Consider the following 13,761-nt stretch of genomic DNA (forward strand, 5'->3'; position numbering starts at 1 on the left):
CTGGTGGAATGCATGAAAGTAAAAATATTTAGTGATTTAAGCAGAACAAAAATCAAGCTTTCAGGAAAGATTAAAGAGCCAATTTTCAATGAACTAGAGAAAACAGTTAATGATTGGTTTGGCGATAGTCCTGAAATTAAAATTCATAAAATTGAACAGACGGTTTGTCCTGGATCTTTTTTGGGAGAACCTGAAAAACTCGTCATTACAATTTTCTATGAAGCTTAAGAGAATTTTCTAGAGCCATTTGATGAGATTTCTCGCTTGTTTTATTAGAATCCTATTAAATTCGCTCTCTTCGCTTGCCTGACCTCGTTCATTCGGCAGTTTATAGCGGGCGTTATGTTCACCATAAATCAAAATCACGGAGTTAGAAATGAGTAAAAATATAATAAAAACAGCTGCATACACTGCTTTAGTTCTAGTGCTTGGGGGTGTTGCATTTTACGCGACAATGGAAGATTACCAGAAAGAGAACTTTTCAAAGTTAGTCAGCCAAACCTTTTCGGAATAGTCTTTTTACTGGGTTAACTATTACAATTTCAATATTTTTTTTCATGCATGTATATGAAATGCCAAGTGAACCCCGCCATCGAGCCTATTAATTGTAGGCTTACCTTACAGGACATCCCATCTTTGAAGCAGGAAGTTGCTTTAACTTACTGTATTAAAATCCATTTTTAAAAATGGATTCCAAAGTTATCCCGGACGAGCCACTCAAAAAATTTTTAATTATTTTCACTCTTGCTTTTATACTGTGTGTTACCTAGTATTTGCTGTGTGGTGCACAGTATGCGCTGCACAGTATCAGGAGCAATAGATGACCCAATCGCAATTAGACAAAATTCGCTTGGAGCTACGCCGTGGCGTGTTGGTGTTGGCGGTGCTTGCGTCATTAAAAGAAGCGCATTATGGCTATTCGCTGCGTAAACAGCTAAACGATAACGGTATTGAAATAGACGAGGGGACCTTATATCCCTTGATCCGCCGCTTAGCCGAACAAGGTTTGCTCGACAGTGAGTGGCAACATACTGAAGGGCGGGAGCGTCGTTATTATCAGTTAAATGACACAGGCAGTCAGATCCTGCGCCAACTCACGTTGGAATGGCAGCAGCTTAGCCTGACCATGCAACAGTTACTACAGGAGTAAGTACCATGGAATTACTGGAACGTTATATTGAAGCCTTACATGCTGAGTTGCCCGCTGCGCAGGCAGACGAGTTCTGTCGGGAAGTAAAAGCCAATATTCTGGATGAATTGGAAGCAATCCCTGATTCTGAGCAAGCATCACAGTTAACCCGTATATTGTTGCATTACGGCGATCCAAAGCAATTAGCATTGCGCTATGCGCCGGTAACGCCCTTAATTGCGGCGTCAGACATGGCATTATTTTGGGAGCTAAATAGAGTGATGCTCGCGGTTATTGCCGCCATACAAGGATTAGTATTGCTGTTTAATTGGTTAACGTCAGAGCATATTCGCCTAGTACAAAGTGTTATACAGTATGCCTTTGCCACGGCAACCATGGCCGCAGTGGGTTTTGCGTGTATTACGCTTATTTTTTACAGTACCTATTTGTCGAAAGAAGGTCAGTCAAATGAAAGTCAGTCAAAAGCACGTCAGATAAAAAAAAGTACCGTGCCAGAATGGAGCCCAACAGATTTACCTGCGATACGCTTTAGTTGGCAACGTATTAAACGCACCGATCTTATTCAAGATATGGCCTCGATCCTAGCTTTGGTGATGGTGCTTTGGCCAAGTTTATGGCTTACTGCACCAGAGGTAAGCTTATCTAATTGGTTTATCCCTGAATTACAGCTTTGGCGTATTATGGTATTGATATGGTGCGCTTTAGCCTTTGAGCGGCTTTTTTGGTGGTTGTTTAAACCGATCTGGAATCAAACCCAACTTATTATCACCATTTCGTTACAGCTTAGTTTGTTGGTACTACTGGCTTGGGGCGCTTCTTATTCGCAATGGTTAGCACCTGACGTCATTGCAAATTTTATAGAGGATCCTCAGGTATTAACATGGTCTTATTGGACGCGGCAAAGTATTGTAGCGGTGATTGCGGTTATTATTTTATTTGAATTAGGGCGTGATTTACTTCGCTTGCGACAATTGCGTGCCTGCAATTAGATTCAGGTGTGAAGTGTAAGGTCGCACGACTATCGATGTCACACGAAGCGCAGCATGCAAACCAAAAATAACAAGGTAAACCGCTTTTAGCCAATAAAAAAACCGGCGCGATGTCGCGCCGGTTTTTTAACGTGTTAACGGCACTTAATACTGACGTTGCCGACGATTGTCACGCACCAGCCACCAAATCAAATAGCCTACCAGCAATATGGGGCCTAGGGTCACTAACAATGTTATGCCTACCCCTAATATTGCGCCTACTAAACCAATGGCCAGCGCAAAGATACCCGCAATAATGGCTAAAATAGTAGGTAAACAATAAATCCCTACGGCAACTAATAAAATGATAACGAGTGTTCTGTTCATCTGCTATTTCCTTCAAGGTTGATTTGTTTTATTTAGTGAATGTCACTTTCTATACATATATAAAATGTATCAAATGCTATGCCAGTTTTTATTTGTATATTAATCAAGTGCTTACACTTAATTCTTGCTGTTGGTGGCAATGGCTCGGCTAAGCGTTAGTGAGTTTGACTAAATATTGGTTAAAAATTGATATTCGGTTGGCGCGTTATTCCGTAGTGTAAAGAGAGGCTAGGGCTGATGTTCGGTAGAAAACGTTTTCGTTTAAAACACAAAAGCCGCTATAGTAGCGGCTTAATACGGTGAAAACAGCAGGATTAAAGTTTATTGATCTGTTCTTTTAATTGATAAGACTTATCGGTAACGATAGTTTCCAAGGTGCCTACACGTTCTTTTAGTCTGGCGATTTCTGCCTGAAGCGCCTCAATATCTGCTTTACCCGCTTTCGTTTTCGTTTTCATATGCACTTCATAAGCTGAGTAGGCTAAGCCGCCGATAATGGCAATTGCCGCGATTTCAAATGGTCCCATAATGATCTCCTTGATGGTTTTTAAAGCTCAAAGCAATTGCAATGCCAAAAGTATAATGTATTGATTAGCAACACGTTAATTTAAAGTCGCTCACGCTGCATGGTGCAATATATAAATATTTAGTCAGATCTAGCATAGTCTAGTGGTAAAATTAACTATTGAATGTGAATTTTTGTAAGCCTTTATGACAATAACGCCGTTAACCGATGAAGATTGGATGCGCCACGCCCTACGCTTGGCAGCAAAGGCCGAAGCCGCAGGAGAAGTCCCGGTAGGGGCAGTATTAGTGAAAGATCAGCACATTATTGCGGAAGGCTGGAATCAAATGATTAGCTTGCATGATCCCTCAGCGCATGCCGAAATGTTGGCGGTGCGTGCTGCTGGGCGAGTGCAGCAAAATTATCGGTTACCCGATTGTACCTTATATGTCACGCTAGAGCCCTGCAGTATGTGTGCAGGAATGTTGGTGCACAGTCGCGTGAAACGGCTAGTGTTTGGCGCCCGTGATTATAAAACCGGTGCAGCAGGTTCAATCATGAACTTAGTGAATCACCCGAAATTAAATCATCAGCTTGAAAGTGAGGGTGGGGTATTAGAGAGTGAGTGTTCAGCGATGTTATCGGCCTTTTTTCAGCGGCGGCGTGCTGAAAAAAAGCATCTTAAACTGCAGGCGTTGCGTCCGGCAGATGTTGGAAATACGCTTGAAAAGCGCGACGACGATGATGCAGTTTCATCGTGCTAAAATTACGCTTAATACGGCGGCGACTGGATGCGGTATCCAGTAACCGACGGCGACGTTTTAGTGCCGGCTTTTTTCTTTTAAGCATGGCTCCTCCAAGGTAACGAGCTAATGTTTTAATAATATGTGAATAATATGGCTGAATGCCTGCTACTACAAGCGCTTAAGATGAATTTATTATGACGAAGGCGGCGAAACCTCGGCTGGTGATTCAACAACCGGTTCTGCGGTGCTATCAATCGCATCGGTAAGCTCTGCTTCTAGCTTTAAACGTTGTTGTTCTATAAGACTTTCAAGTTGTTGCCGCTCATCAACCCCTACCAATGTATCGTAATAACGGCGGATATTTTCCACATACATTGCGGCCTCGTCACCGCGTGCAAAGCCAAAACGGGTATGCTGATACACCGACTTTTTACGTAGCAACGGCAAGCGTTGTTTCACTTCTAGCCATTTATCAGGATCGGCACCATCACGTTGGGTTAAGCGCCGTGCATCCTCTACATGGCCCCAACCGATATTATAGGCCGCAAGTGCAAACCAAAGCCGATCCGGCAATGGGATCCGCTGAGGGATCCGTGACAGCAGTAATTGCAAGTAACGGCTACCACCATCAATACTTTCTTCGGGATCAATACGGCTTTGTACGCCCATCTGTTTTGCCGTGGGTAGGGTTAACATCATTAACCCTCGAACACCCGTGGGACTGCGAGCTTTAGGGTTCCAATGCGATTCTTGATAACTTAATGCGGCTAAAAGACGCCAATCTAAATTGCCAGCGTACTCAACAAACCATTTTTTATACTTAGGTAAATTCTGATTAATAGCCTGAATAAATTTTAGCGTATCAACATAATCAAATAATTCGATATGCCCAAAGTAGCGATCTTCCAACGTGACTAAATCGCCATTTTGATACACATGGCCAAAGTACTCTATAAGCACGCTGTATAAACTGTCGTCTTGATTTTTACGTAGCAGCCAGCCAACAGGCAAGTTCTCGTTTACGGTAAAGGCAATACTTAATTGTGGAAATAAGCGGCGGTTAACCGCCAATTGGTTAGAATCGGTAAGTGTGTAGGCAATGCTTCCATCCACAACCTTTTGTAATAATTCATCGGAATCAACCTCGGCGTCTTCTAAAAATGCCACGGCAAAGTGGTCGGGTAATGCCGCTAAGCTTTCGGCATGGCTGCTGTGTTTCATCACCACAATAGGGTGTTTTAAGTCGGCTAATTGGCGTGGCCAATGATTCCCTTGGCGAAAAACCAATACTTCATTGATCCAACGATAGGCTGGCGCGGCTCGAAATTTCTCTAATCGTGATGGCGTGAGGGTAAGCCCTCCGGCAATAAAATCAACTTGGCCTGACGCGAGTTTTTCTAATAAATCTTCTAAGTCAAAACTGGGTGCGAGTGTTAGCTCAACGCCAAGCCGATCAGCGAGTGATTTTGCCAATTCATATTCAAACCCTGTTGGCCCGTCTACTCCAATATAATAGCTTGTAGGGCCATGTAAGATCCCCACGCGAAGACTGTTTCGCTGATAGATCTCAGTGAGCTGGCTGCTGTTATTTGCCGCAGGTGGTGTGCAAGATAACAGTAAAAAACAGCAGCAAAGAAGGCACAGCGATTTGAGCATGTTGGGGTCCAATATTCATTTACGCCGACTGTTATAACAAACTTCTTGCAATCAGTCAGGTATTTCACATATCACTTAGCGTGAATTTTCATTATAATGCAGCGCCTTTATGGCGTGTTGACGTTTGCTGCAAAAACAAACAGCAAACGTCAACACGCCCTAGGTTCCACTGTCGTTCAACCAACGGAAATAAGCCTATGTTGATCCTGCGTGGTGCACCTGCACTGTCCGAATTCAGAATTCAAAAGTTATTAGACCTTTGTGCCCAGCAACAGTTACCGGTAAGCGGTATCTATGCGGAGTTTGCCCATTTTGCTGACGTAAGTGCACCGTTAAGTGCCGAGCAGCAACAAACGTTGGATAAATTGCTAACATATGGCCCGGCCATTGCAAGCCATCAACCTGACGGACAGCTTGTGTTAGTTACACCACGCCCAGGCACAATTTCGCCTTGGTCATCGAAGGCAACTGACATTGCTCATAATTGTAACCTGCCACAGATTAAACGACTAGAGCGCGGTATCGCTTACTACATTCAAGCTACGGCATTAACGGCTGATCAGTTACAACAGATCATCGCCTTGCTACATGATCGTATGATGGAAGTTACTTTTACCTCATTTGAACAGGCTTCTGCGTTATTTAGCCAAGCCGCGCCAGGTGAGCTGAGTTCGGTTGATATTATAGGCGGTGGTCGTGCCGCTTTAGCCAAAGCGAATCTCGATTTAGGCTTAGCGCTGGCCGATGATGAAATTGATTATTTGGTCACCAATTTCCAGCAGCTTGGCCGTAACCCGAATGACATTGAGCTCTATATGTTTGCTCAGGCCAACTCAGAACATTGCCGCCACAAAATTTTTAACGCCGATTGGACTATCGACGGCGTAAAACAGCCGAAATCGCTGTTTAAAATGATTAAAAATACCTTTGAGCAAACACCAGATTACGTATTATCTGCTTATAAAGATAACGCTGCGGTCATGGTCGGTTCGGAAGCCGGACGTTTCTTCCCCACACCCGAAGGTAAAGACTACCAGTATCACCACGAACCTATTCATATTTTGATGAAGGTTGAAACGCATAACCATCCAACCGCAATTTCACCTTACCCGGGTGCCGCTACCGGTTCAGGCGGTGAAATTCGTGATGAAGGTGCTACCGGTGTTGGCTCTAAGCCGAAAGCCGGTTTGGTTGGTTTCTCGGTATCAAACTTACGTATTCCAGGTTTTGAACAGCCATGGGAAACCGATTTTGGTAAGCCAGCACGTATTGTCACTGCACTTGACATTATGCTGGAAGGGCCACTGGGTGGCGCGGCCTTTAACAATGAATTTGGTCGTCCAGCCATTAACGGTTATTTCCGTACTTATGAAGAAAAAGTCACCAGCCACAATGGTGAAGAAGTGCGTGGTTACCATAAGCCGATAATGATTGCCGGTGGTTTGGGTAATATCCGTGAAGATCACGTGCAAAAAGGCGATTTACCCGTTGGTGCCAAGTTAGTGGTACTGGGCGGCCCAGCGATGAATATCGGCTTGGGCGGCGGTGCTGCTTCGTCGATGGCTTCGGGTCAGTCAGCGGAAGATCTGGACTTTGCCTCGGTACAGCGTGAGAACCCAGAAATTGAACGCCGTTGTCAGGAAGTGATCGATCGCTGCTGGCAGCTAGGCAAAGACAATCCAATCGTGTTTATTCATGACGTCGGTGCCGGTGGTTTATCTAATGCCTTCCCAGAGTTAGTGAATGACGGTGGTGTCGGTGGTAAGTTTGAACTGCGCAATGTACCTAACGATGAGCCAGGTATGTCGCCATTGCAAATTTGGTGTAACGAGTCGCAAGAGCGCTATGTTATGGCCATTCCTGCCGACAAAATGCCGGTGTTTGAGCAAATTTGTAAGCGTGAACGCGCCCCTTATGCCGTTGTGGGTGAAGCTACCGCTGAGCAGCATTTAACCTTAAGTGACAGCTATTTTGGTAACACGCCCATTGATTTACCACTGAATGTGTTGCTGGGCAAAGCGCCAAAAATGCATCGTGATGTTCAGAGCCTGCAAGTACAGGGTAAGCCACTGGATCGCTGTGCAATTACCATTGCCGATGCGGCCGAGCGCTTATTGCGTTTACCGACCATTGCAGAGAAAACCTTCTTAGTGACCATTGGCGATCGTACCGTAACGGGTTTAGTGGCGCGCGATCAAATGGTCGGCCCTTGGCAGGTGCCGGTGGCAAACTGTGGTGTTACCGCGGCCAGTTACGATACCTATCATGGTGAAGCCATGGCCATGGGCGAACGTACGCCAGTTGCGTTGTTAGATTTTGCGGCTTCTGCGCGTTTAGCCGTAGCCGAAGCCATTACCAATATTGCCGCGACCGATATTGGTGATTTAAACCGCATTAAGCTTTCCGCAAACTGGATGGCTGCAGCCGGTCACCCAGGTGAAGATGCCGGTTTATATGCCGCGGTGAAAGCCGTGGGCGAAGAACTGTGTCCGGCGCTGAAAGTAACCATTCCGGTGGGTAAAGACTCGATGTCGATGAAAACCCGCTGGCAGCAAGACGGCGAAGAAAAAGCGGTTATCTCACCGATGTCTTTGGTGATCACCGCCTTTGCCCGCATTGAAGATGTGCGTAAAACGGTAACGCCGCAGCTACGCACCGACAAAGGTGAGAGTGCCTTAGTATTAATTGACTTAGGGCAGGGCGCTAACCGTTTAGGTGGCTCTTGTTTGGCCCAGGTGTATAAGCAGTTAGGCGATAAAGCAGCGGATTTAGATAGCCCTGAGCTACTTATCAACTTCTTTAATGCGATGCAGCAATTAACCCGCGAGCAAAAGCTGCTGGCTTACCATGATCGCTCAGACGGCGGTTTATTGGTTACCCTAGCGGAAATGGCGTTTGCCGGTAAAGCTGGTATTAGTGCAGATATCAGTGCCTTAGGTGATGATGCGTTAGCCGCACTGTATAGTGAAGAGCTAGGTGCAGTAGTGCAGGTAGCGCAAGCGGATGTGGCCTATGTGCAGCAGGTGTTAGCAGCGCATCAGTTAGCGACAGTAAGCCATGTGATTGGTAGCGTAAATAACAGCGATACGCTTGCAATCACCCAGCATGGCAAGGCCGTGTTTAGCGATAGCCGTACCCGTTTACGCTTAATTTGGGCGGAAACAACGTATCAGATGCAGGCATTGCGCGATAATCCGGCTGGCGCTAAGCAAGAGTTTGACGCTAAAGCCGATCAGCAAGATCCGGGCTTAAATGTTAAACTCAGCTTTGATCAAAATGCCGATATCGCTGCACCCTTTATTTTAAAAGGCGCTGCACCTAAGGTCGCTATCCTACGTGAGCAGGGCGTTAACTCACAGCATGAAATGGCTGCTGCCTTTAACCGTGCAGGCTTTACCGCTATTGACGTGCATATGAGCGATATCTTAGCCGGCCGAGTAAAACTGAGCGACTTTAACGGCATAGCCGCGTGTGGCGGTTTCTCTTACGGTGACGTTTTGGGTGCCGGTGAAGGTTGGGCGAAATCAATTCTGTTTAACGAGCAAGCGCGCCAAGAGTTCCAACGTTTCTTTGAACGGCAATCAACCTTTGCCTTAGGCGTCTGTAACGGTTGTCAGATGATGTCAAACCTAAAGAGCCTGATCCCAGGTGCCGAATTATGGCCGCACTTTGTGCGTAATAAATCAGAGCGTTTTGAAGCGCGTTTTAGCTTAGTTGAAGTGCAGCAAAGCCCCTCGCTATTTTTTAGCGGTATGGCGGGTTCGCGGATGCCTATCGCCGTCTCACACGGTGAAGGTCATGCCGAGTTTGCCAATGCGGCTGCCTTTGCTGCGGCCAATAGCAGCGGCACCATCGCGATGCGCTTTGTCGATAACTATGGTCAAGTGACTGAGCAGTACCCTGCGAACCCGAATGGGTCACCTGCCGGTATTACCGCACTAACCACCACTGATGGCCGCGTCAGCATTATGATGCCGCACCCAGAGCGGGTATTCCGAACTGTGGCGAACTCATGGCATCCAGATGATTGGCAAGAAGATAGCCCGTGGCTGCGGATGTTCCGCAATGCGCGGGTATGGTTAGGTTAAGCAATACCTCGTGATAACTTTCTGTATAAAAAATCCTGCTGCGGCAGGATTTTTTTATGATGCATTAGCCTAAATACTGATGTTGCGCTTGATTACGCCCTTGTTCCTTAGCACGATACAGCAAGGTATCAGCCAGATGCATTAACTCACCTGAGCTAGCGTGAGTAGCAGGATAAGAGAGTGTCACCACACCGATTGATGCAGTAACAACCCCAAAGGGTGAGGTGATATGAGGGTGTGCTTGCTCAAACAATTGCTGAGGTAAATTTAATAATGTGGGTACCGCCCCACGGGGATGCTGCTCTACCAAAATAAACTCTTCGCCACCAAAACGCACGACTAACAATGCCGGATCTTGCGAGAGTAAGCGTGAGATATGCACTAACACTAAATCGCCGTCTAAATGCCCATAGTGATCGTTGTAGCGTTTAAAAAAATCAATATCCAATAAGCCTAACGATAATTGCTGATCAGGCGTAAGTGCCTTGAGTTTTTCTTGTAATCGTTGTTCGAAGCTTCGACGATTTAATAAACCAGTTAATTGATCTGTTTCCGCTTTTTCTGTCTCTAAACGTACGGCTTTAAATTGGCTGCGTAATAAAATATCCAACTGCCGCTGCCAACTAAAACAGAGCAGGATTGTGATGGCAAGGTAAAATAGCGTCCAGCCAGTATCAGTTTGAGTACAGTATTTTAAAAAAGCCAAACTGGCATATAACAATAGCCACAACAAGATTTTTTGCTGAACATTAAAAATAGGGATAGCGGTAAGCGCTATAGCGACGATCATCGTGCCGCCTTCGCCTAATTGGCCAAAGTATTGGGCGGCCGCATACGAGGTAACTGTTAATAGCAGTATGACGATGGCGCATACCAATAACCAACCTTGCAGATAACTGTCAGCGTTTAAGTGTCGCGTAAAGGGCAGGTAACTCAGTAAGATAACAACAATAGCAAGCCGAGTGAGATTATTAAGACTAAACCAATTATCGCCCAGCAGCATGTCAGAGAAATTAAAAACCAGTAGCAAAGCCACACATACCCAGACCAGACGCTGCATGGTATGTCGGGTGCTCTCGACAATATAATGTCTAAATGCCTGCTCACTGGCAGGATCTAAATAAGATAAAGAAGGAAAAAAGCGCTTAATAAATGCCATTAAATGTAAACTAACACATAATTTTTTTAAGCATAGCAGCTTAGCGCAACATGGTGTGCCATCTTTGCCCCCTATTTATCTTTGATTTAATACTTAACCGAACGTTTCCTTGCTCGGCAAATTCTTTAAATAGGCAATTTATTTACATTAATCCTTTTAAAAAGGCGACGACACTGCGCCCTAAGGCGCTTAATGCGTATCCGCCTTCTAACATAGCAACAATACGCCCTTGGCAATGTTTATCAGCAAGTCGCTTCAGTTCACTGGCAATCCAATGATAGTCATCTTCACGCAACATAAAATGCGCCATGTCGTCTTCGGCATGGCCATCAAAGCCTGCCGAAACTAGGATGAGTTGTGGTGCAAATTGATCTAATGCCGGGAGCCAATGTTGCTGCACCTGCTCGCGCCAAGCAGCACCTTTGCAGCCTCCGGCTAACGGCAGATTAATAATATGATCGTTCGTGCTATCTGCACCAGTGTAGGGGTATAAGGGATGCTCGAACGAGGAGCAAAACAACACCCGCGGTTCATTTTTAAAAATATCTTCAGTGCCATTACCGTGGTGCACATCAAAATCGACAATAGCAACGCGTTGTAAACCATAATGATTTAGCGCGTGTTCGGCCGCTACGGCGATATTGTTAATCAGGCAAAAACCCATAGCCTGTTCACGGGTGGCATGATGCCCCGGTGGCCGGATAGCGCAAAACGCTTGTTGATTTGCAGCCGACATTACTTTAGTTACGGCATTAATACCGCTACCGGCCGCATGTAAGGCGGCGTTCAGGCTTTTGGGGCCCATCACTGTATCGGGATCGAGCCAGATATGCCCCTCGGTTGGCGCCTTGGCAAATAACTCATCTACATAGCGTTTGCCATGGGCTAAATACAGATCGTCGCGGCTAGCCGGGCTGGCATCAAGCTGCATAACAACGTATTCCATACCCGAGCGAATAAGCTGATCATTGATAGCAGCTAGTCGTTCAGGGCATTCTGGATGATCGACACCGTTTTCATGATAATAACAGCTGGGGTGGCTGAAAATGGTGATGGACATTACTTTTCTCCTACCGGCGGTAAATCAAGCTTTAAAAAAGCTTCTGATGGATCTTCGCTTTTTAAGCGAACAAAACCCGCATTTTCAAATACTCTTAACATAGGTTTATTTTCGGCCCGCACATAGGCTTGCATTGAGGCCAAGCCACGGCTTTTTGCCACATCAATCATTTCGGCCAGCAAGCGTTTTGCCATACCTTTACCCTGAAATTTCTCTCGCGTGACAAAGGCCACTTCGCAGCTATTTTGGCTCTCAATGAGGTAATAACGTCCTACCGCCTGAATCTCTACTACTGAGCCTTTTTGCTTTACGATACAAAGCGCTAAGTCCTTAGATTGATCAACGCTGACCAGCGTACAAGACTTTTCTCGGCTCATTTGCGTTGGCACAGAGTTATAGCGCATCTGCAAGGTTTCTTTGGTGTGTGAGTAAAAAAATTCTTGCAACCGCCGTTCGTCAGACGGGTTTAACGGCCTAAGATCAAAGCTATCGTTGCCGACCTTTAATTCTTTAAACCCCACAGGCCCAAGCTCAGGGACTTCAACCGGTGTTTGCACCTGATAATGGGGTACCCAATAATTTTTTCGTACCTCAGCCAGTAATTGATTACGAAACTTAGGATGCGCGACACGGATCAATTCTAATGCCCGTTCGCGAATGCTTTTACCCCGCAAAGAGGCTACGCCAAACTCGGTAACCACATAATGCACGTGAGCGCGGGTGGTGACTACGCCGGCACCCTCTTGAATATGCGGCACAATTCGGGAAATGGTACCGTTTTTCGCCGTTGAGGGTAGGGCGATAATGGGCTTGCCGCCATTACTCATAGAGGCACCACGGCTAAAATCTACTTGGCCACCCACACCGCTATAAAACTGATGCCCGATCGAATCTGACACCACTTGCCCGGTCAAATCGACCTCAATGGCACTGTTAATGGAGACCATACGCTCATTGCGGGCAATATTGGCAGGCGAATTAACATATTCACTGGGATAAAAGCCAATATGCGGGTTTTGATGCACAAAATCATAGAGGGGTTTGGTGCCAATACAAAAACTGGTGACGCTTTTCCCTGGATGAAAGGTTTTACGTCTGTTATTGATTACGCCTTTTTTAATCAGATCCAATACGCCATCGGTTAGCAGTTCAGTGTGCAACCCCAGATCTTTATGATTGCTTAAATAGCGGGTGACAGCGGCGCAAATTTTGCCCACCCCCACTTGGATCGTTGCGCCATCTTCAATTAAGAGTGAGACATACTGACCAATCCGTTCGGTACGAGCATCCAGTTCTGGCGGATTTACCTCGGGTAACGCTTGGTCAGCGTAAAAAAAGGCGTCAATATCGTCTTTATGGATAAAAGATTGCCCATACGTGACTGGCATAGAGGGATTAATCTGCGCGATAACGATTTTTGCCGCGCGAGCCGCCGCAGAGATGACATCGACGGATACGCCTAGCGAGTGATAACCATGTTCATCGGCAGGGCTCACCATGATCAGCGCAGCATCTAATGGTAATACACCATCGGTAAAAAGCGCTGGAATATCGGTCATGAAACAAGGTGTATAATCGGCGCGACCTTCTGCCACGGCGTCTCGAATAGTATTTCCGCCAATAAAAAAGGTATTTACTTTAAATAAGTGCTGAAATTCGGGGCGTGCCCATTTGTTATCAGACAAGGTAACAAGCTGTACAATTTCGATATCATGCAAACTTTTAGCGTTGGCAATAAGATCATCAATTAATTTGGTGGGCACACTGGCGTGCGAGCCGATAAAAATGCGGTTACCGGATTTAAGTAATTGTTGCCAGTTCAATTTAGTAATAGGACTTGGCATAGCGGCTCCACTGAATTTGGGGGATAGCAAACGTATCGTACTGTTACCTTAGGCGTGAAGATACACCTGAACAAATACCCCAACAGTTAGGTTCAACGTTTAATTTAATACCAAGACAATGTAATGCACAAACGTAAATGAAAATAGCCCCGACTTTGGTCGAGGCTATTGGGTTTTACGCGAAATAACGTCTACCCG

Annotated in this window: 12 protein-coding genes; 6 read left to right on the forward strand and 6 right to left on the reverse strand. The window is 45.8% G+C overall.

All coding sequences use genetic code 11. The features are described from left to right. The first annotated feature begins 12 nt into the window (after positions 1 to 12). The 4 genes from IE070_RS03080 to IE070_RS03095 all read left to right on the forward strand — a co-directional run bounded on the left by IE070_RS03080 (position 13) and on the right by IE070_RS03095 (position 2,139). Positions 13 to 228, forward strand: coding sequence for a hypothetical protein (locus tag IE070_RS03080; RefSeq protein ID WP_189480359.1), 216 nt, complete (start codon positions 13 to 15; stop codon positions 226 to 228). A 148-nt stretch (positions 229 to 376) separates the two neighbouring features. Further along, entirely contained in the window at positions 377 to 514 is a 138-nt protein-coding gene (locus tag IE070_RS03085) for a hypothetical protein (protein WP_189480361.1), read from the forward strand. A 306-nt stretch (positions 515 to 820) separates the two neighbouring features. Then, a complete protein-coding gene (locus IE070_RS03090; protein ID WP_189480363.1) occupies positions 821 to 1,150 on the forward strand; it encodes a PadR family transcriptional regulator in 330 nt (109 codons plus the stop codon). 5 nt (positions 1,151 to 1,155) lie between these two features. Further along, positions 1,156 to 2,139 carry a hypothetical protein gene (locus IE070_RS03095; RefSeq protein ID WP_189480365.1) on the forward strand — a complete coding sequence of 328 codons (984 nt, stop codon included), beginning with the start codon at positions 1,156 to 1,158 and terminating at the stop codon, positions 2,137 to 2,139. 144 nt (positions 2,140 to 2,283) lie between these two features. Here IE070_RS03095 and IE070_RS03100 read toward each other — a convergent pair whose 3' ends face one another. Continuing rightward, positions 2,284 to 2,505, reverse strand: a complete 222-nt coding sequence (locus IE070_RS03100) for a hypothetical protein (protein ID WP_189480367.1) — start codon at positions 2,503 to 2,505, stop codon at positions 2,284 to 2,286. A gap of 314 nt (positions 2,506 to 2,819) precedes the next feature. Then, positions 2,820 to 3,032 carry a hypothetical protein gene (locus tag IE070_RS03105; RefSeq protein WP_189480369.1) on the reverse strand — a complete coding sequence of 71 codons (213 nt, stop codon included), beginning with the start codon at positions 3,030 to 3,032 and terminating at the stop codon, positions 2,820 to 2,822. 184 nt (positions 3,033 to 3,216) lie between these two features. On the opposite strand from IE070_RS03105, the gene tadA reads away from it, so the two are divergent. Continuing rightward, on the forward strand, positions 3,217 to 3,774 hold the full coding sequence (gene tadA / locus IE070_RS03110; RefSeq protein WP_189480371.1) for a tRNA adenosine(34) deaminase TadA: 558 nt from the start codon (positions 3,217 to 3,219) through the stop codon (positions 3,772 to 3,774). Between the two features lie 174 nt (positions 3,775 to 3,948). Here tadA and mltF read toward each other — a convergent pair whose 3' ends face one another. After that, positions 3,949 to 5,412 (reverse strand): membrane-bound lytic murein transglycosylase MltF, encoded by a 1,464-nt coding sequence (gene mltF / locus IE070_RS03115; RefSeq protein WP_189480372.1) that lies wholly within the window; start codon positions 5,410 to 5,412, stop codon positions 3,949 to 3,951. 197 nt (positions 5,413 to 5,609) lie between these two features. Between mltF and purL the strand changes: the two genes are divergently transcribed. Further along, positions 5,610 to 9,500 (forward strand): phosphoribosylformylglycinamidine synthase, encoded by a 3,891-nt coding sequence (gene purL, locus IE070_RS03120; RefSeq protein ID WP_189480374.1) that lies wholly within the window; start codon positions 5,610 to 5,612, stop codon positions 9,498 to 9,500. 64 nt (positions 9,501 to 9,564) lie between these two features. Here the strand turns inward: purL and IE070_RS03125 are convergent, their stop codons facing one another. From IE070_RS03125 to IE070_RS03135, 3 genes are all read right to left on the reverse strand, one after another. Beyond that, positions 9,565 to 10,659 (reverse strand): GGDEF domain-containing protein, encoded by a 1,095-nt coding sequence (locus tag IE070_RS03125; RefSeq protein WP_189480376.1) that lies wholly within the window; start codon positions 10,657 to 10,659, stop codon positions 9,565 to 9,567. Between the two features lie 142 nt (positions 10,660 to 10,801). Next, positions 10,802 to 11,719, reverse strand: a complete 918-nt coding sequence (locus tag IE070_RS03130) for a histone deacetylase family protein (protein ID WP_189480378.1) — start codon at positions 11,717 to 11,719, stop codon at positions 10,802 to 10,804. After that, entirely contained in the window at positions 11,719 to 13,563 is a 1,845-nt protein-coding gene (locus IE070_RS03135; protein ID WP_189480380.1) for a bifunctional acetyl-CoA hydrolase/transferase family protein/GNAT family N-acetyltransferase, read from the reverse strand. Before IE070_RS03135 ends, IE070_RS03130 begins: the two co-directional genes overlap by 1 nt. Positions 13,564 to 13,761: the final 198 nt, after the last annotated feature.

Origin of the sequence: Alishewanella tabrizica, assembly GCF_014652375.1 — a bacterium.
Taxonomy (GTDB): domain Bacteria; phylum Pseudomonadota; class Gammaproteobacteria; order Enterobacterales; family Alteromonadaceae; genus Alishewanella; species Alishewanella tabrizica.